This is a genomic window from Coprococcus sp. RTP31081st1_H1_RTP31081_211007 (genome assembly GCF_040227275.1).
In the GTDB taxonomy this organism is placed as follows: domain Bacteria; phylum Bacillota; class Clostridia; order Lachnospirales; family Lachnospiraceae; genus Coprococcus; species Coprococcus aceti.
This window is the reverse complement of sequence record NZ_JBEHVP010000006.1, coordinates 189,982-211,397: the sequence shown is the minus strand read 5'-3', so window position 1 is coordinate 211,397 and position 21,416 is coordinate 189,982. Positions and strand designations below refer to the sequence as shown.

Annotated in this window: 18 protein-coding genes; 4 read left to right on the top strand and 14 right to left on the bottom strand. The window is 41.6% G+C overall.

Going from position 1 to position 21,416, the window contains the following annotated elements; all coding sequences use genetic code 11:
* Positions 1 to 53: 53 nt before the first annotated feature.
* Positions 54 to 803, top strand: coding sequence for a SinI family restriction endonuclease (locus ABUA31_RS11090; RefSeq protein ID WP_349818559.1), 750 nt, complete (start codon positions 54 to 56; stop codon positions 801 to 803).
* 54 nt (positions 804 to 857) lie between these two features.
* Here the strand turns inward: ABUA31_RS11090 and ABUA31_RS11085 are convergent, their stop codons facing one another.
* The 9 genes from ABUA31_RS11085 to ABUA31_RS11045 form a co-directional block, all read right to left on the bottom strand.
* Positions 858 to 2,240 carry a DNA cytosine methyltransferase gene (locus tag ABUA31_RS11085; RefSeq protein WP_055272223.1) on the bottom strand — a complete coding sequence of 461 codons (1,383 nt, stop codon included), beginning with the start codon at positions 2,238 to 2,240 and terminating at the stop codon, positions 858 to 860.
* Positions 2,241 to 2,328: 88 nt separating this feature from the next.
* Positions 2,329 to 2,793 carry a hypothetical protein gene (locus tag ABUA31_RS11080; RefSeq protein WP_173795852.1) on the bottom strand — a complete coding sequence of 155 codons (465 nt, stop codon included), beginning with the start codon at positions 2,791 to 2,793 and terminating at the stop codon, positions 2,329 to 2,331.
* Between the two features lie 572 nt (positions 2,794 to 3,365).
* Positions 3,366 to 3,842, bottom strand: a complete 477-nt coding sequence (locus ABUA31_RS11075; RefSeq protein ID WP_202192180.1) for a M67 family metallopeptidase — start codon at positions 3,840 to 3,842, stop codon at positions 3,366 to 3,368.
* Positions 3,835 to 5,655, bottom strand: coding sequence for a ThiF family adenylyltransferase (locus tag ABUA31_RS11070; RefSeq protein ID WP_120123480.1), 1,821 nt, complete (start codon positions 5,653 to 5,655; stop codon positions 3,835 to 3,837). The genes ABUA31_RS11075 and ABUA31_RS11070 overlap by 8 nt, the downstream gene beginning before the upstream one ends.
* Positions 5,656 to 6,765 carry an SMODS domain-containing nucleotidyltransferase gene (locus ABUA31_RS11065; protein ID WP_120123478.1) on the bottom strand — a complete coding sequence of 370 codons (1,110 nt, stop codon included), beginning with the start codon at positions 6,763 to 6,765 and terminating at the stop codon, positions 5,656 to 5,658. It lies immediately after the preceding gene.
* Between the two features lie 13 nt (positions 6,766 to 6,778).
* A complete protein-coding gene (locus ABUA31_RS11060; protein ID WP_120123542.1) occupies positions 6,779 to 8,170 on the bottom strand; it encodes an SAVED domain-containing protein in 1,392 nt (463 codons plus the stop codon).
* 68 nt (positions 8,171 to 8,238) lie between these two features.
* Complete coding sequence (gene rlmD, locus ABUA31_RS11055) at positions 8,239 to 10,113, bottom strand: 23S rRNA (uracil(1939)-C(5))-methyltransferase RlmD (protein WP_349818560.1); 1,875 nt, start codon at positions 10,111 to 10,113, stop codon at positions 8,239 to 8,241.
* A gap of 27 nt (positions 10,114 to 10,140) precedes the next feature.
* Positions 10,141 to 11,085 carry a 3'-5' exoribonuclease YhaM family protein gene (locus ABUA31_RS11050; protein WP_349818561.1) on the bottom strand — a complete coding sequence of 315 codons (945 nt, stop codon included), beginning with the start codon at positions 11,083 to 11,085 and terminating at the stop codon, positions 10,141 to 10,143.
* Between the two features lie 139 nt (positions 11,086 to 11,224).
* A complete protein-coding gene (locus tag ABUA31_RS11045; RefSeq protein WP_349818562.1) occupies positions 11,225 to 11,662 on the bottom strand; it encodes a hypothetical protein in 438 nt (145 codons plus the stop codon).
* Positions 11,663 to 12,018: 356 nt separating this feature from the next.
* Between ABUA31_RS11045 and ABUA31_RS11040 the strand changes: the two genes are divergently transcribed.
* The 3 genes from ABUA31_RS11040 (at position 12,019) to ABUA31_RS11030 (ending at position 16,873) form a co-directional block, all read left to right on the top strand.
* Entirely contained in the window at positions 12,019 to 14,484 is a 2,466-nt protein-coding gene (locus ABUA31_RS11040; protein WP_349818563.1) for an endonuclease MutS2, read from the top strand.
* 86 nt (positions 14,485 to 14,570) lie between these two features.
* On the top strand, positions 14,571 to 15,305 hold the full coding sequence (locus ABUA31_RS11035) for a response regulator (protein WP_015534659.1): 735 nt from the start codon (positions 14,571 to 14,573) through the stop codon (positions 15,303 to 15,305).
* Positions 15,305 to 16,873 (top strand): sensor histidine kinase, encoded by a 1,569-nt coding sequence (locus ABUA31_RS11030; RefSeq protein WP_349818564.1) that lies wholly within the window; start codon positions 15,305 to 15,307, stop codon positions 16,871 to 16,873. Before ABUA31_RS11035 ends, ABUA31_RS11030 begins: the two co-directional genes overlap by 1 nt.
* 69 nt (positions 16,874 to 16,942) lie before the next feature.
* On the opposite strand, the gene ABUA31_RS11025 is transcribed toward ABUA31_RS11030, so the two are convergent.
* From ABUA31_RS11025 to ABUA31_RS11005, 5 genes are all read right to left on the bottom strand, one after another.
* Positions 16,943 to 17,983: a hypothetical protein gene (locus ABUA31_RS11025; RefSeq protein ID WP_349818565.1), complete on the bottom strand. Its 1,041-nt coding sequence runs from the start codon at positions 17,981 to 17,983 to the stop codon at positions 16,943 to 16,945.
* A 15-nt stretch (positions 17,984 to 17,998) separates the two neighbouring features.
* Positions 17,999 to 18,526: a sigma-70 family RNA polymerase sigma factor gene (locus ABUA31_RS11020; RefSeq protein ID WP_015534656.1), complete on the bottom strand. Its 528-nt coding sequence runs from the start codon at positions 18,524 to 18,526 to the stop codon at positions 17,999 to 18,001.
* A 124-nt stretch (positions 18,527 to 18,650) separates the two neighbouring features.
* The gene (locus ABUA31_RS11015; RefSeq protein WP_022216958.1) at positions 18,651 to 19,718 is read right to left on the bottom strand and encodes a WYL domain-containing protein; all 1,068 of its coding nucleotides are present in this window, start codon (positions 19,716 to 19,718) and stop codon (positions 18,651 to 18,653) included.
* Between the two features lie 19 nt (positions 19,719 to 19,737).
* Positions 19,738 to 20,235, bottom strand: coding sequence for a tRNA (uridine(34)/cytosine(34)/5-carboxymethylaminomethyluridine(34)-2'-O)-methyltransferase TrmL (trmL, locus tag ABUA31_RS11010; protein WP_022216959.1), 498 nt, complete (start codon positions 20,233 to 20,235; stop codon positions 19,738 to 19,740).
* A 10-nt stretch (positions 20,236 to 20,245) separates the two neighbouring features.
* Positions 20,246 to 21,298, bottom strand: coding sequence for an AIR synthase family protein (locus ABUA31_RS11005; RefSeq protein ID WP_349818566.1), 1,053 nt, complete (start codon positions 21,296 to 21,298; stop codon positions 20,246 to 20,248).
* Positions 21,299 to 21,416: the final 118 nt, after the last annotated feature.

The window sequence follows — 21,416 nt, the reverse complement described above, 5'->3', positions numbered from 1 at the left end:
TGTAATAATTGTAATATAATAACTGTAAAAAATAAGATCAGGAGGTAATGCATATGCCATCACTTAATAAATTTGAAAAATCAATCGAAAAGATTAGTGAAATATTTAATGAAAAAATTGCCAACAACCCTTACTCAAAAGAATTAAGAATAATATTTAATGTAGGTTTACAGAGTGAGGATTTAGCTTTGTTTCCCAATATTCGTTCTGCATCATCTTGTTCTGATTACATAGAAAAATGGATTAAATGCTATGTAGATGCTACCCAAAACCCACCTAGCAAAAGAAAGGCATCTCCTAAAGGAAGTTGCAATGATCCTGCTTTAGAAAATATCGTATACTATGCTACTGGAGAAGAAAAAAAACAAATAAAACGTATGCTAGTATATCACAATCTTTTTATGAGTGCAGAAAATATTCAGGGTAACTTATTAGAAGAATACATTAACAATAATATACAGAAGTATGGTTGGGTATGGTGTAACGGAACCGTTCTTCAAGCAATTGATTTTTGCTCAGTTGATGGAAGCGTACTTTTACAGATTAAAAATAAAAACAACACCGAAAACAGTTCATCTAGCAAAGTACGTAAGGGAACTACTATAGAAAAGTGGTATCGTCTTGGTTCTCGGAAAAGCAATGGCAAAATATTACCAGCATACAAATGGGATATACTTAATGATATAATTAATTCACATGTTATTACAGATATTAAACCAAATTGTAAAATGACTGAAGACGATTATCAAAATTTTCTAAAACAAATTATCAGGGCTAATTCTGATATCATTTCTGAAGAATAAAACATTTTGTGGCAACCAATCACTATGACGGTTGCCACAACATTGTATTAAATACTATTTTTTTCTACTTTTTTCCATTTCTTTTTTCATGAATTGCATCCATGAAATCTCATCGGTGTTCTTATATCTTGAATACGAGAAACCTGTATTTTCGTACTTTATTCCGTTCATATCATCAATAATAGTTTTTGCAATTGCCTCACCTAATTTTACTGGAACAGCATTACCAATTTGCTTATACTGATCCAAAATACCACCACAAACTTTCCAACTTTCTGGGAACTCTTGAATACTCTTGTATTCTTCAACACTTAATGGTCTGTCCTCTGTTGGATGAGCCAAGTCAGTAGCTGGCATTGTTGGATTAGTAACCAATGTTGGTGATGGTCTGCTATATGATAATCTTCTTAAAAATCCTGTCTTTCCACCACCCAAATAAAATGATTTTCCCAAAGCTTCCTTCTGTAAGTCTAACGGAAGATCTTTCCAATATTGTCCTTCTTTTAATATTCGATAGTATTTTAATCTTTTCTCTGGAAACTCAATAAAATGATGTTCTACATTCATTGGAAGATTATCATCAAACGCATCTCTCAATGTACGCCATGCTTTCAATCCATCAGTTCCTTCTTCATTATGTGTAGGTTGAAGGTAACTGACTTTACCTCCACCTAGTTTTCCAATAATAACTACACGCTCTCTAATTTGTGGAGCCCCAAAATACGCAGCATTATATAAATTAAATGAAACCGTGTAGCCAATTTCTTTCAATTTATCAAGAATAATCATCATTGCGCCCCCTTTAATAGGTTCTTCAATGTCTTTATACTTAAAAGGAGTTGACAATAGGCCTCTAACATTTTCAATAACAACATATGTTGGTTTTATTTCCGAAATAATACTTAAATACTTTAGAAAAACATTTCCTCGTTCATCATCAAATGCCTTTCGATTCCCAGCTGTACTAAATGCCTGACATGGTGGTCCACCAAAAATCACATCAACCTTTCTTCCTTCTGGTATCTTAGCCATTTTCAGAATCTCTTCTGCTGTAAAATCTGTAATATCTCCTATCAGTCCAATTTCAGGTTTATTTTTGGCAATAGTCATTCTGCAAGCCTTATTAAACTCACAAGCTAACAAAGCATCTATCCCACCATTTTTCATTCCAATATCTAATCCCATCGCTCCTGAGAAAAAACTCAATGCGACTATTTCCGGAATATCGTCACTCAACCGCTCATGATCATCCGGTTCAATTACCACGTCATTTTTTTCTATGTATTCATTTAAGTCTTCGATGGATGTCAACCATTGGTTTCCAACTCTTTCAGCATTAAGCATACCATTTTTTATAAGTAGTCTCACAGATTGAACAGTCACTTTTAATTTTTTTGCAACCTCACCTGCAGTAAGCAAATTATTAGTATCAATCATTGGTTTGTGCTATTTTCCTTTTCGAAAATTTTTATAGACCCATTATACTATTTTTCATATCTGTTTTCAAGTTACATATTTGTTTACTTTAGTGAGTGCATATCATATCACTTGTAATATTTTTAAAAGAATGTTTAATCAAATCACCTTCTGGTTTCAAATTATTTTCAAGATATTCAAGTAACAGGGAATCTTCAATATAATAATACATCTGTGGAACAACAAACCCTGGAAGATCATTTCTAAGTTGTTCCAGCGGAATCATATTTGTATTTTGAAAATTTGTAATTTCCATCGCCACCGTATGCATTTTCAAATAATTATCTATCCGTTCAACAGCCGCTTTATCATACGAATATTTTTCCTTCCAAGACTCTATCATGACCTTGTTACTTAATGTCATAATACCGACAATTGCCTTAACAGGTGCACTCACATATAAATAAGCTTTAACCGTTTCATTAGGGAAAACACGTCTATGTTCATATATTTTTTCTCCTGACAATACCCTCTTATAGACATCTGCCTTGAAACTTAATAACATTGTTCTCATCGCATCTTTTCTCTTTCTTCGATTTCACTTCAAAACCATTATGATATCTATTCCGTAGCTACAACCCTACGATTTATCCATAATGTATCTTCAAGCCTACACTCCAATGGAAACATTTACTGTACAGATATGTTCCCGAGTTAAGCATTCTATATAAGACATAAACGAATAACCCAAGTATCAAAAGTACTTGAAAGCCTTATTTTAAGCCATTCTTCCATAGTTTCTATTTCACCCTTGACATCAATACTACACTCTCCACATGCGTACAAATTCAAATTATATCCCCACAAAACTATGGATATCTGGACAATATTTTTACAGTACTAATACCGTTCGTGCAGCCTTTTCCCACAAAATCATGGATGGTACTAATTTTGCACCATACTAATTGTGCAACAGCCTATGGCACAATTACTTTTTTCCATTACTTTAGTATCATTATCTTCTTCCATCTTTTCCGCTTCTAACGATTGATACTCCTGTTTCAATCCTCGTAATAATTCTTCCTCACTCGACAAGTACAGCTTATAATTTGACACAAAAATCTGCGTCTTATCAAGAGGCTAGTGCTACCGCTTATTGAGAATAATTTCTTGCTTATTAACAAATAACCGAGCATTTATATTCCAACTGTCTTGATAACCTCCAACAATAATTAATATAGGTTCTGGACATTTTAGTTTTTGGTCTTGAGATAAAACTATCATTTGATTTTTATCAATATTACTTGGTGCCGACGATGCATTTGGATGATAGTGCCACTCTCCTAAATAATACTGGCCTTGGTTCCATGCCAAGTCTAAAATTCTTTTCAATCCATCTATACCCCTATAAAAAGTACACTTTGAATGTCTAGAATTTTTGGGTGGTGGTGTTATTTGCAAAATGTTGGCTATTGCTTGGTTGGAAGAATAATTTCCAATTAAAATGCCCCCTGTTTCATAAGGATTAGAAATAGCACAATAATAAAGCATTTGTTCATAAGCCTTTGTGTCGAACTTTACAGTATATGATTGATTCTTATCTTGAAAAAGCAAATTATCCATTCTCTCTTTTCTCCACCACCTCATAGCTTTCAAATATCCCATCGCTCTCTTTTTGCTCGTAAATGAGTGAAAGCGTCTTTTGAGATTTTGATATAATGTAATTTTCAATTACCTTCACGGAAGTTGCAGCAGCAATCCAAATATCATCACTTCTTCCAGGAAAAGTCGGATGCCAGCAACCAATTCCATTCCTTGGCAAGTCGTAATCATCATATAAGACTTTTTCTGCCTGTAGGTACGGGGAAATCAAATCATAAAAAGCATTAAAATTAAAAGTGTTACCATTCATCAGTGTAACATATAATCGTTTTGCACCCAATCCAACAGAGACTGAAGCTATAATATGGGTTCTCTTAAAATTAGTTCTTTGAAGAATATCAAGTACATTATTTTCCCCAGTACAATCAACAATAACATCATATCTATCCAAATCAATATTTGTTTTAAAAGAGTCATCATTTGAAAGAGTATCATTTATAACTTTAACATTTGCGTGTGGATTTAGGGAGTTAAGATAATTACATACCGATAATTCTTTAAATTCACCAATATTATTTAGATTTAAGATATGGCGGGATAAGTTCCCGACTTCAAATATATCTGAATCTGCAATAGTAATATTATATACTCCTGCTCTTACAAATATTTCTGCGATTGATGCTCCAATGCAGCCTGCTCCAATGAGCAATATTCTTTTTCTTAGTAACAGGTCGCTCATTTTACCTCGTTGAGATATTTCGTGTTGGTTCCAATTTTCTGAAACAATCCAATCCAATTTTGCATTTTTAGTGAATACCTCACATCTATCACGCATCCACCATCCCTGTTGATTATTTCTGAATCCTTTTGCTGTCCTTTTGCCATATGATACAGTCGGTAAATACAGAGCTTTCCAAGAAATTATCTCGGGGTCTCCACCAAAAATTCGGGGAACAGGGAAACCAATTAAAAGCAAATGCCGTTTTCCGTCCCGAATTTTTGAGACAATATTTTGAAGGATACACATTATATTAATATGTTGTTTTTCACAGGCAACTAACAATTCGCCAAATGTTTCTGGTGCTTGCCACTCATTAACAACTGGGATCTGATTCATAAGTATCCACGGGGCAATAATGGGAGGTGATATAATTGTTTTTGAAAGATATTTTCCCCATTCTGTATAATGCTGGATGTTGTTACTTAGCGATTTAAACACCTTAACATAGTATACAAATGGTTTACTTTTATACACATCTAATTCTGCTATTCCATACCGACATTCGACACTCTCCCATTGCATGAAGGTAACCACATCTTCCGAGAAAGCAAACTGCATTTCTAAAATATTGCTCATAGAAAATTCGGGCAGCTCAAATGGCTCGCTTTCTGTAACTAATTTTCCTTTTGCCGCTAGCTCTAGCCAACAAATTGCTCGTTTTGCATGATACAACAAGCGTTCATCTACACTATATGGTTCCGATTGATAATTAGGTATTGTATTCACCTCAAGGCATAATGCTCCTTTTCTCCACAATCCGTTTCTTTCAATTTTGGAGTTGTTAGCTTGATGATACAATGTAACCGTTATACTGTTTTCGACGTCTGGATATACTTTAATTTTTCCCTTTGGGTATTCGGATCCAACAACGAAAAACCATTGAGATTTCTGAGGGAAATATGGTGTTTCACATTCAATCACAATACTTAAGTGTAAATACCAAACATTTAATTCATTATCAAATTGCCACTCATCCATTATCTCAACTTGAGATAATGAATCTAAAGCCCTTCGAGCCTGATTTAATTTATCAAGAATTTGTTTTGACTCCATCTATGCAAATCTTCCTTCTGGAATGGCTGCCGATTTTTCAGTACGGGTTGTAAATCCCGTTGAAGAATTAGATTTTGATGGCTTTGGAGCTGGTGGAAATTCATTACCAAATAGCTCTCTCCATTTGCAAACACTATCATATAATTCTTCACAATCAAAAGCTTCACGAGCTATTTTAGCAGCATCACAAACCGTATCGTAGAAATCAGAATATTCTTCATCTGTAATTCGTGCAAAAACATCATGTTCAGGAACGCCTCTATCAGCTAAAAAAGGTTTATTAGTGTATTGGGAAACGATATTTTCAAGAGTTAATACAACACCTTCGGCAACACTTTTAATATCATCTGGACAACAATCACCAATAAAATGTTCCAACGGATAACTCTTGGGATGTTTCATATCTGGATATTGTGTTTTGCGCCACCACTTCAATGCCTTAACAACATTTATATAGTGGGTATTGCAATTCTTGTTTTTTTCAACCGTCCATCGAATTTGCTCAAGTGGATGTGTTTTATCCCATTTTTCCGCTTCACGGTCAGGAATTAGCAACGGTTCGGATTTCCATTGAGGTTCGTTATCTGATTTATAAAATATGTTATATGCACTTTTAAGTAAGTCATTATTGAACGATTTTGTAAGTAACTTTTGTTGGAAATCTTCAATTGTATATTCCGAAATAATCGCCTCATCTTGAAGTACTCCTGTTTCGCTTTCACTAGGTGCAGAAGTAGGTACGATATCCAAATCAACATAACTTAAACTTATACCAATTGACCTGCCTTGAATTCTATATTTGTCTTTATAATGTTTTTCTAAAAATGGAACAAATAAATCCAAAGCCTCCTCTGGTGTAAACTCTTCAGAGTCTAATTTCGTTACAACAATTACATCGACATCTGATTTATTGCCGTTTTGGGGTTTTACTGCTGTGGAACGTCGGTAACTTCCCTGTAAGAAAGTACTAATAATAATCTTTGATAATGTTTCATCTTCCTCTAATCTCCTTCTTAATGTCGTATGCCCTGTTTTCAAATCCTTCACTTGATTGTCAGACAAACGAATATTAGATAGAAAATCTTTAAAATATGACGGTACAGTAGACATAAATAATCCTCCATTAATTAGTAAAACTTATTGATTGTGAATATGTACAAGAATTCCTTTGCTCAAAATCATATTCATATAGAATACATTTGCCAAATCCAACTGAATTTTGACCTAAGAAAAACATAAATGCATTTGGAGCAGCAGCAAAAATATGTAGTGTTGCACGCCGTTCCACAGTGCTTCTTCTGCCAATAGCGTTATAAACTGAATTAGCTAAAGCAGTTGCATGTGTTCCATCTTCTATCGAAAAATTTGTAGCACCAACATCGCTTGGCATACAATTAATGATACATCCAATTGATAGATTGTTTTCTTTTATGAATTTTACCACGTCATTGTAAATGTTACGAGTGACATTTAATACTAATGCAGAATCATATTGATTCTCATTAAACTTTTCGTGGGAAATATCCCAATTAGTATAGTTCCTTTTAGATGACAGTTTCACATCCCATAATACAGTGCCATTGGTCGACGATTTTTGTATCGGAAATACGTTGATACCTGATTTACTATCAAGAATTCTTCCTGCTGCAAAGGCTATAGACGCATGTGTATCTAAAAATATTTGATATGCATACTTGTTGCTTGTATTTGTGAGCAAAAATTCCTCCAAATTTCTATAAATATCTTTGTTCCAATCGTATTCACCCTTTATATTGCGACCATCAAACTTATTAATGAATGATAAACAACTCTCTGTGTCTTTTTCCAAGTTTTCTGCTCCACGGGTAAAGCTTTTCACACCAATAGATATTCTTTTAGGGGAATACTTATCGGCAACAAGAAAAATGCGTTTTTCCATTTCTTCATCAAAGTCTTTTCTATCAATACCTTTACCATGTGTTGAAGAAATCATCTGATCATTTACAGTCGCTGAAGCAATAAACCTAATTTGGTCAAACGTCATCATTTGATTGCTATCTGAAATATACTGATGCAACGAATCTCTTACAATTTTTTCTAAAACTTCTATTTCAAACGGCAAAATAAAAAACCGTATTCTCTTATTATCAAGCAAATCTGTATCAAACCCATTTAGCGACGATTTTGCTTCTTTATCAAGCACTTTCCCATAATACTTTTCGATTGACTTTATAAATGTGTTGGCGGACTTATCACATTGCCCGATTAAAAATAATTCATATTCAGGACTTTCTATATCCTTTATAAGGTCATCTAGCCATATTTTGATGTCTGATTTGGTAAAAGTATTTATCGTTGATTTTACTTGTATGCATTTAACAATTTGATTTTGCTGCTCTAATGCTATATCAACCTTATCATTTGATGTTGGAAATTCGACATATATCTTATCCCAGTTACCTTTATCAGTTAAGGCCTCTAATACTGAAGCAAACCCCTGGTATAAAAATCCCCGTGATGCTTCTTTTCCACCCATAATCCTCACCCTTTCCATCATTTATTTGCTTTACTAATCCATGTGATATTCTATAAACAGGCTACCTATTAAATAACCCCAAAATATTTCAAAGCATCTTTGATTGCTTCTACCTTTTCCGCTGTCGGATGTTTCCTCGGCTGTTTCAATTCTTCTACCGCATTAGGAGCATCGTACATTGGCAAGCCTAAATCTCTCTTTACCTCTGCGATATATGCGGTATGTACCTTGAAGCCGTATTTAGCTTCTATGTACTCCTTTATCATTTTGTAGGTCACTCGTTCTTTGGGCTTATATTCTTCGGCTCTTTTAGCGATATTATCAAGCGGAACTTTTCCCTCACCCTCGCCAAACTCAACTTTTACGTTGATATGTCCGTCTGGCTTTTTGTGGGAAAGCAGTACCACCGTCTCCACATGCCCGCTATGGCAAAACTGATCCACGACCGCCACCTTCTTCGCCACATACCCCTTCTCCTGAAGTATTTTCACATCCCTAGCCAGGGTTGCCGGGTCGCAGCTCACGTAGACGATACGTTCCGGCGCCATATGGACCAGAGTATCCAGAAGAACCTGATCACAGCCCTTTCGTGGTGGGTCTACGACCACGACGTCCGCGTGGGAGCCGTCGCCACCTTTCTTATATATATCTGTAACGACTTCCTCTGCCTTGCCGACAAAGAACTCTGCATTTGTGATCCCGTTGATCTCGGCGTTGTGTCTTGCATCATCTATAGCCTGTGGAACGATCTCCACTCCGTATACCTTCTTTGCCTTCTGTGCGAGGAACAAGGATATGGTTCCTATTCCGCAGTACATATCCCACACAGTCTCGTCGCCTGACAGATCCGCATACTCCAAAGCCTTGTTGTACAGGACATTTGTCTGGACAGGATTTACCTGATAGAAAGACAATGGGGATATCTGATATTTGATGTCGCCGATATAGTCCGTGATGTATGACTGTCCCCAGAGGGTTATGCACTTATCACCGAGTATCCGGTTCGTATTCTCCATGTTGACGTTCAGGCAAATGGATGTCATGCCGTCTATCTTAACCAGTTCATCTATCAAAGCCTCGCTGTGCGGAAGCTTGTTGCCATTTGTCACAAGACACACCATGATCTCTTTGGTGGTAAATCCGACTCTGATAAGGATATGTCTGACCAGACCTCTTCCGGTCTCCTCATCGTAGGTTGATATGTGATTGTCCTCAATGAAGCTTCTGACGATAGCAACTATCTTGTCATTTATAGACGCACCGATAGCGCAGCTCTCTGTGTCTATGATATCGTGGCTTCTTCCAGCGTAGAATCCGATGACAACATCGCCGTTCTTGTCCCTTCCGACAGGGAACTGTGCTTTATTCCTGTAGTGGAATGGCTTGTCCATGCCGTAGGCTGGCTTTTCCATGATGGCTTCCACGTTCTCCATCTTGCCGATCCTCTGCAGACAGTTTTTCACCTTGTTCCACTTGTATTCGAGCTGCTGCTCATAGGAAACCTGCTGCATGGTGCATCCGCCGCACCTCTTCGCTTTGTCGCACACCGGCTCCACACGGTATGGAGATGGTGTGATGAGCTTCATCAGTCTTCCATAGGCTATGTTCTTCTTCACCTTGACGATCTTCACCTCCGCCAGATCGCCCACCACGGCATCCTTGACAAATACAGTCATGCCCTGAACATGTCCAATGCCCTCTCCATCATTGCCCATGTCCTCGATGAGTACCTGGTAGTTCTCATTTTTGACAAGTGTGACCTTATCAACATTCGCCATATTCCGGATCGATGTTTTTACGCACGAGCCAACATTCGATTCATCTGTTCCGGATGTTCTAACAACTGAACTTGCACTATTCACTGCCTCCGCAGTTTTTTTTCTCTGCTCACCATTTACTCGCCTATTGTTCTTAGGTCTCCTATTGTTCCTAATATCTGACATATACTATCTCTCTTCCTATTGCCGTTATTAATTATCCGACGTCTTTCGGATGTTGGACTGGAGAGCTCTGTTGAAGCCCAGCCAGCCATTGTTGTCCTTTGCCGCATCCAGCTCCTGGATAAATGTCTGGATCTTGGCGTCTGTGTTGTCCGCCATGGACAGTGCCAGTGCCTCGATGAGTGCAGGCTTCTTTGGTGAGCCGTACTCAAGCTCTCCGTGGTGAGCCAGTATGCAGTGCTCCAGCTCATTTGCCGCCTTTGCAGGGAAATTGTCTATGGTATTGATCTTGTCGCGGATCATCATCGTTCCCATGACTATGTGTCCCAGAAGCTGACCTGCGTCTGTGTAGTCGTTCTCAGGGAACTTGGAGATCTCGTAGACCTTGCCAATGTCGTGGAGAAGTGCCGCTGTGATCAGCAGATCCCTGTTGAGCACCGGATAATATGTGGTGTAGTAGTCACACATCTTGGCAACTGCCAGTGAGTGCTCAAGTAAGCCTCCTATGTATCCGTGATGTATTGACTTGGCCGCTGAATGGTTCTTGAACTCCTTGACAAATGCAGGATCTTCGGCGAAGAATTTCTTCAGAAGCACTTTGTAGTAATCCTTGTCGAGTGACTCTACGAGTGCCATCAGGTCCTTGTACATCTGCTCTATATCTTTCTTGGTGCATGGCATATAATCAGCCTCAACGTACTCTCCCTCGTCTGCAATCCTGATCTTCTTGATGTTGAGCTGAAGCTCATTGTTGAACGATGTCACCTGACCATCAATCTTGATGAAATTCTTTGCCTCAAAGTGCCCTATAGCATTGGTCAGCTCCCAGACTTTTCCGGCTATGCTTCCAGTCTTATCCACAAGCTCCAGGTTGTAATATGTCTTTCCTGATTTTGTAGTTCCTGTCTGCTTGTTCTTGCAGAGATAGACATTCGATATCATGTCGCCTTCGTTGAAATCTGTTATAAATACCATTTTTCTTTTCCTCTTTCTATGTTTAATTATTATTGTATGCTTTAATTTTAATCATATATAAGAATACAATAGGCGGTTGTGAAAATCCAGTATTTACTGAACATTTCCACAACCGCCTATATTACTATATTCCCCCACATCACATCTTATCATACTCATGAAGCTTATCTGAAGCAGCCTTCCCATTCTTCCGTGATTCTTCCCTGTCAAGCTTTCTCACTCCAAACAGCCCCTTGATGACAAATGCTATTCCCACGCAAAGTGTTCCAAGGATCAGTGTGAGCTCAAGTCCTGACATATATCTCAGTGAAACATTCAATGATATTATGATGCATACAAAGAATGCTATACAAAGTCCTGTGAACACAAGTCCTGTTCCCATGTTCGGCTTAACCAAAAGTGCGATAAATGCGATGAGCAGCAGGACAATAAAGATTCCTCCAATATTCACACCACCACCTATACGAAACAGTGAACTTAAAAGTCCCCAGTCGGACACGACGACATTCTTAAGAAACATCACACCGCCTGCTATCATCAATACTATCCCCAACAAAAACTGCAATAACTCTTTCATCCGCTTTTTCTCCTCTTCCTTTTGTAATACGTAACTCTCTTTGTCTTAAGTCATATATCGCTTTATTTTTCCCAGATCAAACTGTATTTTATAATATCAGCTTTGTGTTTCTCCCGCAACCACAGCCGCTGAATTAATCAGGGAAAATGTGCCTATTTCTACACCTGCAATATGTTGACGCTCTATAATTATAAGGGGTATAATCAATTATGTATGTGTAGAATTAGAGACTTTATGTATATTTAATTATGCTTTTCATGCACTTATCATGTTTAGTACCTATCCGATTCAAAATCTACATATTATATACATAAAATATAGAACACGACATTAAAAACAAATAAGGAACACAGAAAATGAATCTAAGAACATTAAGAGTTATAGAATACAACAAAATAGTTGAGATGCTGACAACATTTGCCTCATCACCCATGGCGAAGAGGAAGTGTCAGCGCATAAAGCCCCGCAAGGATCTCGCAATGATCGAGGCTCTTCAGCAGGAGACAAGGGATGCCTTAAGGCGTCTGAACACCCAGGGCAATCTGTCATTTGCAGGACTTAAAGATATCGGGGCATCTCTAAAGAGACTTGAGGTTGAGGGAATCCTCACAACCGCAGAACTGCTTGATGTGGCAAGCATGCTGGACCTCGCACTCACCGCCAAGAGATATGGTGAGAACGAGGGCACAAGCATGACAGATACGAGAAGACGCAGCAAGGAGCAGATCGAGGAGGAGAAGGCCTCCAACAAGATGCTAGGATTGAGCATGAACCCGGATGGCACCACATGTCCGGACAGCCTGCGCACGAGATTCCTGGAGCTCATGCCTCTGGAGCATCTGTCCAGAGAGATCCACAGATGCATAATTTCCGAGAACGAATTTGCCGATGACGCTTCATCAGGTCTCAAGGCAGTGAGAAGGAACAAGCGCCTGACAAATGAAAAGCTGCACAACCAGCTTGCAAAACTTGTCAGCGATACCAGCAAGCAGACCATGTTCCAGGATAACCTGGTAACCATGAGAAATGGCAGATACTGTATACCGGTCAAAGCCGAGTACAAGAACCATTTTCCCGGTATGATACACGACCAGTCGTCAACCGGTGCCACAGTGTTCATCGAACCTATGGCCATCGTGAACCTGAACAACGAGCTGAAGGAGCTGGACAATCAGGAGCTTGCCGAGATCGAGAAGATACTTGAATCACTCTCCGCCCAGACAGCGGCTGAGATAGAATATATCAAATACGACTTCGACACTCTGGCAGAACTGGACTTTATATTCGCAAGGGCATCATTTGCAAGAAGCTACAAGGGAACCGAACCGATATTCAACACCGATGGGATTGTCGATATAAAGCAGGGAAGACATCCGCTGCTGGAGAAGCACACCGTCGTACCTGTGGACATCAAACTGGGTGAGGACTACAACCTCCTCATCGTGACCGGTCCTAACACCGGTGGTAAGACGGTATCACTTAAGACTCTGGGACTCTTCTCACTCATGGGACAGTCCGGACTTCATATTCCGGCACTTGACGGTTCAAGACTGAATGTATTTGACGACGTATTTGCCGATATCGGAGATGAGCAGAGTATAGAACAGAATCTGTCCACCTTCTCATCCCACATGAGCAACATCGTGTACATACTGGATCACGTAACTCCAGGCAGTCTGGTCCTCTTCGACGAGCTGGGCGGCGGTACGGACCCTATAGAGGGTGCAGCACTTGCCATCGCCATCCTGTCACATCTGAACAACATGGGTGTCAGATGTATGGCGACCACACACTACAGTGAGCTCAAGACATTTGCCATGAGCACACCGGGTGTCGAGAATGCAAGCTGCGAATTTGACGTGGCAACACTCCAGCCGACATATAAACTGATGATCGGTATTCCTGGAAAGTCAAATGCTTTCGCCATAGCGAAGAAGCTTGGAATCGACGATAGCATCATCGAGAGCGCCAAGGCCAATATCGACAGCGATACAGTTGACTTTGAGACCCTGATTGCGGATCTTGAGAGAAGCAAGAGGGAGATTGAACAGGACAAAGCCGACATTGCAAGACTCAAGGAGGATGCAAAGCAACTTCAGGAGCGTGCACAGATGAAAGACTCTGAGCTCTCAGACAAAAAATCCGAGATTCTGGCAAAGGCGCGCCAGGAGGCATCCGAGATCATAGAGGAGGCGAAGGCTGAGGCCGATGCCGCTATAAGAAAATACAACAAATGGACCACTAACCCGTCAAAGGCCGATGCCAAGGCGATGGAGGCCGAGAGACAGAAACTCCGCGCGAAGATCAACGACCTCGGCAGGATGAACGAGGAGAAGCGCAAGACTGTAAAGTCAGACCACAAGGCATCCGACTTCAAGGTTGGCGATACCGTACATGTTATCAGCATGGATTCCGAGGGAACCATCATGGCACTGGCTGACTCCAAGGGTAAGCTGAAGGTCCAGATGGGTATAATCAGCGCGGCTCTTCCACCTACTGATCTTCTGCTGGTTGAGCATGAGAAGAAGAAACCGCAGAAGGCCACAGTCACAGGTGGCAAGAGCATGAACAGGATGATGAATATCAAGCCTGAGATAAATGTACTCGGTATGACGGTCGATGAGGCCACATCACTTGTGGATAGATTCCTTGATGATGCCCTTATGGCGCATCTGCACAGAGTCACCATCATCCACGGAAAGGGCACCGGTGCTCTTCGAAAGGGAATACATCAGTTCCTGAAATCACAGCCACATGTCAAATCCTTCAGACTTGGCGAATTCGGAGAGGGCGATGCAGGAGTTACCATAGTGGAACTCTAAAATAATGCTTCAGCAATGAAGTCTGTGTACGCCTTCGGATTTATTACAAACTATATTATTATAAATTTACTGGGAGGGTTATATATATGAGCAAAAATAATATTCTCATCGTTGACGACGACGAGAACATCGCAGAGCTTATATCACTCTACCTCAACAAAGAGTGTTATGAGACCGAGATAGCCGCAAGCGGAACGGAAGCTCTACAGTTATTTGAAGAATATTCGCCTGATCTGGTTCTCCTGGATGTCATGCTTCCGGGAATGGACGGCTACCAGGTGTGTACAGAGATAAGAAAGACATCGAACACGCCTATCATCATGCTCTCTGCCAAGGGTGAGGTATTTGACAAGGTGCTGGGGCTTAAGATCGGTGCAGATGATTATATCGTCAAGCCATTTGACTCAAATGAGCTTGTGGCAAGGGTCGGCGCCCTTCTCAGAAGGTCAGCCATGACTGAGAGTGCACAGAAGCAGCCACAGAGCGCAGCTTACGATGTCACAAGTGCGGACCATGTAGGTACATTTGTGGAGTATGACGGGCTGGTCGTAAATATCTCCAACTACACTGTAACCTTTGAGGGACACAATCTCGAGATGCCGCCAAAGGAGCTGGAGATCCTCTACTTCCTCGCCAGCAGGCCTAATCAGGTATTCACCAGGGAGCAGCTTCTGGACAAGCTGTGGGGATACGAGTATGTGGGCGACACGAGGACCGTGGATGTACATATCAAGAGACTTCGTGAGAAGCTGAACAACAATCATAACTGGAGCATTGCCACTGTATGGGGCATAGGCTACAAGTTTGAATGGAGATCATAATGAAGAAAACAGCATTTGACAAAATCGTGGTCGGATTCGTAGTGCTGGTTGTGATCATATTTGCACTGCTCATGGTGTACAGTATATCAACAGCACAGAATTCTGTTCTCTCAGAGCGCAAATCCACCATGAAGAACGAGATCACAATGCTTGCCGACGGCGCCATGACTGATTACAGCAACGGAGCCATTGACAGCAAGGAATTATACAAGGAGCTTCAACATGCGGCGGATACCCTGGACATGGGAATCTGGCTCACCGATGAACGCAGCAACATTATTTTCAGGTCGGGAAGCTCTTCAGGAAGCAGTGAATCCGGTGGGTCTTCCAAGGATTCAGATTCACACAGCAGCACAAATGACAACCTCAAGAATTATGTGGAACCGGATGAATTGTTTGCATCATTCTGCTTCGAGGATACATTTGGCGGCTATTTCTCGGAGGACACTCTGGTGATCGGCCAGCCTCTCTACTCGTGGAACAATTACATGGGAACTATCATCCTGACATCACCTATGACATTCAAGCAGGATATAAAGAGCAGGATGCTTTCAACGACATTTGTGCCATTCCTGATCCTCATGCTGATCGCCATGATCGCGCTTATGCTCATGTCAAACAGCCTGCTCAAGCCTATACGTGAGATCATCAAGACGTCCAAGTCATACGCCCAGGGTAACTTCAATGCCAGGGTAAATGTGACCGCTAAGAACGAATTCGGCGAACTTGCGAGATACATGGAGGAGATGGCAGATGAGCTGAGCCGTTCAAATGAGTACAGGAAGTCATTTATATCAAATATATCCCATGACTTCAGATCGCCACTCACATCCATCAAGGGTTACATAGAGGCCATGCTGGACGGCACTATTCCACTGGAAAAGCATGAGAAGTACCTCGGCATAGTGTTAAATGAGGCACAGAGACTGACCAAGCTGACACAGGGACTTCTGGAGCTGAACAACTTTGACTCATTTGACCTGCAGCTTGACAAGTCCAACTTCGATATCAGGGATATCATCACGCCAACCATCAATACATTTGAAAAGAGATGTAATGACAGAGGAATATTCCTGGACAGCGTCTTTCTCACGGACAACACCGTGGTATATGCCGACAGGACCAAGATACAGCAGGTTATATACAACCTGGTTGACAACGCCATAAAGTTCACTCCTGAGGGCAGGCAGATCAGGGTTCAGGTGACTGAGAAGGACAACAAGATATATACAAGCGTCAAGGATGAGGGTGTGGGAATTCCAAAGGATGCCCAGAAGAAGGTATTTGAGAGATTCTACAAGACGGATCCGAGCCGTGGCAAGGACAAGACCGGAACCGGACTGGGACTGGCCATAACCAAGGAGATCATCAAGGCTCACGGCGAGCAGATCACCCTCACATCCGAGGAGGGCGAGGGAAGCGAATTTATCTTCTCTCTTCCTAAGGAGAAGGATATGCAGGTGCCTATCAAGCCTGTGCATGTCGAGCACACTGAACACCACTCCGATACAGACATATCATCGTCCGGCGTGAAGAGCAATGGCAAATTCAGGATCAAGGACTCATAAGATATCGCAGAATATTAAAGCCGGGGTATTACCCCAGAGAATGTCTCTGTTGTAATACCCCGGCTCTATTTATTTCACTTTACATTTCCTACCATCTATCCACACATTTTTCACCTGTGAAACATCTATCGGCTTAGTGAAGTTCAACTCCATTCTCTGTATGCTGTCGCCATCACCGGTCTTGCCGATTCCATATACTACATCTTTCAATTCTTTATTGTCTGTCATCTCAAGTATTATATTCTCCAGCGAGTCATCATCGACCGCCGCATTTTCAGCAATGTCAATGGTTATGCCCTTTGTATTTATTGTACATTTTTCAATGCCATCTATGCCGGATACATCCACACTATGTCCCTGCATATCATCCTGAACCTTAAACTGTAAGGTCCAAGGGCCATCCACCTCGTCTGCTACATAGGCGACCGCGCCATCACTTGATTTATTTTTGTTGAACAGGGTAATGCTGTTACATCTCATGGTGATTACATCCCCCACCTTGTATGCATTTTTCTTTTTTAACTTGTATACAATATCAGACATTGTCTGCTTGTTCGTGAGCGAGATTCCATCGCCAGGAGCCGTGCTGCCCGCATATTCACTGACGATGTTCGCACCGCCTTCTATTATCTGCATCTGAGTATCAAAGCTCTCATATTTTTCTGTGTCAAAGTCATCGTATGTAATCACCATCGCAATGTTGACCTGATCGCCATCCACTGCTACCTTCTTCAGATCAAAGCTTACTTTTGCATCGGACTCGGTTATCACCTTTACACTGCCCTTATACTCGTTATTTATGTAGCTCTCGTCCACATATTTTGATGGAATAACACTTCCTGTCTCCCTGCTCAGGCTGTCAAAAAACCATGCCAGCGAGCCGTTCTCTGCCGCATATGTCAGTCCGCCTCCCGACAGGATCAGAACAGCCGCCACTGCCGCTGCCGCCGTCTTCCATCCATGATTTCTTCCGGTTTTCCTCGCCTTCACCTTGTGCCTGAGCCTCTTCACACAGGCATCCTTCTCTTCATCCGACATATCCATGGTCTCAATGTCCACATTTACATCGTTCATAACATCATATACATTTCTGTCTTTTCCGTTTTTCATGATCATTCACCGCCTTTATACTTGTTTCAATCGACTTCTTGCTCTGGACATTCTGCTGTAGATAGATGATGAAGATACCCCATAATCTTCCGCTATCTCATCTACACACTGGTCATCCCAGTAGTACCTCAGAATGATGTCCCTGTCTTCATCCGACAGACCACTCAGCAGCTTTTCCATGCTGTCCGATATCTCCTCATTGAGTATCTCCAGCAGGTTGTCATTTGCAAGCTTGTTCTCATAGTCTGCTATGTCTTCCTCCGAACATCTTCTGCTGTATCTTCTCAGATAATCTATGGATCTGAATCTTGCAATTGCCGTTATCCAGCTTCTGAACGAGCCTTTGCTCTCGTCAAATCTGTCTATATTGTTCCATACATCCAGAAACACATCGTCCATGCACTCTTCAATTTCCTCCGGCATGCCCGAAAGATTCTTGTACACAGCAGCTTTCACCTGCCCTCCATATTCCTGAACCACAAACTCCAGAGCTTTCTCATTATGCCGTTTCAGCTTCGATATATAATTGTTCCTAGTTACCATATCATTCACCTCCCCGTGTGTTTCTAATATATATTCCGATCAAAATCTGTGTTTTCTTGCGGTAAAAGCGATTTTTTTTATAAAAAAGCTGCCAGTTTTTTGAATTATACTGACAGCCATCTCTTTAATTATTATATTTGTTATTCATTTCCTTTACAGCCTCACCGATCTGGGCTCTGAGCTCTGTGGGATAAATGACCTCCACCGAGGTTCCATACTGCATCGCCCAGTGCGCCATCGCCTGACGGCTGCACACAAGCCGCACGTAAGTTACATCATCCTCAGTCTCCCTGAAGCCTTCGTACTGTCTGGCTATATTTTCATCGACCACATCAAAGTTTCTTCCAAACCAATCCACCACATCCGATATGGCAGCCTTTCTGACACGCATCACTATGGTCACCGGCTCATCGGCAAACATATAGATATGCTCAGCCATATGCTTTGGAAGGTTGAGTCCATGCTCCATTCCCTTTACCTCTGTGCGGTTCTTCACAGGCCTGTCAACTATCTGGACCTGTGTCATCTTATCCACTCTGTAATTCGACAGATTGTCATATTTGTCGTAATTGCAGATGAGGTAATACTTTCCGTCATTCGCCACCATCTGATACGGATTGACTACGTACGGCTCCTCCCGCCTCGGATGAAGCTTCTTGTCCTCACCATAATTATTGTACACAAATGATATCTGCTTCTTCTCAGATATGGCATCATCTATCATTCCCACGTTGAACAGTGTCTGCTTGTTGCTGGTGTGCTCGAGACCCGGAAGACTGCTCACATGCGTCATCTTGTTTGTAAAATATATATTTGACAGACCTGCTATCTTGTCTATGAGCTGGCTTGCCTGACCAGCCGGTATGGTCTTGGAGAACAGGATACTGTCTATCATCATTCGAAGCTCTGCATCGTCAAACTCGTGATTATAATACCAGTTTGATGTAAGTGTCTCCTTTGTGCCGTCCTTCTTCTCTCTCTCCGTCTCGGTATACTCAATGTCATAACCATAATCCACCAGACAGTTGAGATTTGCCTTTACGGATTTTCTGTCCACAGTTATATCATAATCCTCTTTGAGCTTCGCAATGATATCCTTCTGATCCATGGTGTGGTCACAGTCCGTATATTTCTTCAGTATGTCCAGAATGCATATGTTCAGCATCTTTTTTCCACTTGTAGGATACGCCATGTATATTCCCCCTCTATCACTACATGTCCCAACTAAGACGATGTAGATTTCCTGCTTCCTCTAGACCTGGGAAATCATTCTGTCTGAGTGCTTCATACAGCACTATCGCCACAGAGTTGCCCAGATTCAGTGAACGAATGTCTGGGAACATCGGAATCCTGATAGATGTATCCTTATAATCAACCAAGATCTCCTCAGGTATACCCGCGCTCTCCTTGCCGAACATGATGTATGCGTCATCCTCAAACTTCACATCTGTATACTTCTTCCTGGCTTTGGTTGTCGCCATGTATATCTTTGCTCCGGGATTCTTTGCAAGGAAATCCTCGAAATTCACATACGTTGTCACATCCAGCTTGTCCCAGTAATCAAGCCCGGCACGCTTCAGCTGTTTCTCATTTATCTGGAAGCCCAGCGGCTCTATGAGATGCAGTCTTGCGCCTGCTGCCACACATGTTCTTCCTATGTTGCCTGTATTGGCCGGGATCTCCGGCTCATGTAATACTATATTTAGCATACTACTCCTCCTATAAAAACCTTGGCGGTGTAAGAAATCTCCTCTCGTCGTCGTGCACTACAACCCTATCGCTTTTTTCCGTAAGATGGCCTATGACTGAAGCCTCATATCCTGCCTCATAGAGCTTATCAGCCAGCAATTTTCCATCCGGAACTACGAAGAGTGCAGAACCACAACCATCTATCATATACGGATTATCCCCGGTGTGCTCACATATCTCTATTGTCTCCTGAAGTATCGGTATATTGTCATGACATACCTCAAGCCCGCACTTCAGCGCATCTCCCATCTCCCAGAGAGTTGCAAATACGCCGCCCCTCGATATGTCGTGTGAATATATACAGCCATGATCTAATGCTATATCAACCTGGCCGCCAAGCAGTATAAGCTGCTCGAGCTGCTCCACAGGTCTCAGATAGCTCTCCGAATATCTCTCAAAAAGTTCCTTCTGATTGTCATAGTAGAGCTGCAAAGTTCCCCCAACGCCAGTCTGTCCACACATAACTATATCCATGCCAGCCGGCCATTTCAGTCCTCGCGTACCAGCTACACCATGTCCTGTAGGCATCTGGTATCCGTGAACATCCTGATTCTGCAATTCCTGCATATCCTCACCCTGACCTGCATGCCTTCCCATCATAGTCACACTTATAACCGGCTCAGATACAGCATTATTCACCTCAGTATGTCCCGTCACTATGTCAACGCCGTACTCCGCACATATGCCCGCAAGCTTTCTGAGCAGTTTCTTCATGCGTCGTTCATCGTCATCAGGCATAACTATGGTATCTACTGCCGCCCATGGCATATATCCGCCAATCCTTATACTGTTGTAAAGTCTCGCTATATCAAGTCTGAGTCCCATATACCCGCTGTCACAGCACACACCAGCCGCAACATTCACGCTTTTAGCTGCGCCGGTGTCTCCGCTACCCCCATCACGCAACAAGAGCCGGGCATAGTCATCTCCTATTCCGGCTCTCGTCACATCGTCGTGGACAGTATGTGGCAGACTCTTAAGTATCGATCGCACCGTCTGGTGCTCTCCAAACTTTCCTCTCATATCTACTCTCCAATTCGACCTGTTTTCCTATTAGAATGCTGAAACTAAAAGTGTAACAACCATTGCGATACACAGAACCACAACAATTATTCTGGATACCAGTGTCTTACCTTTCTTG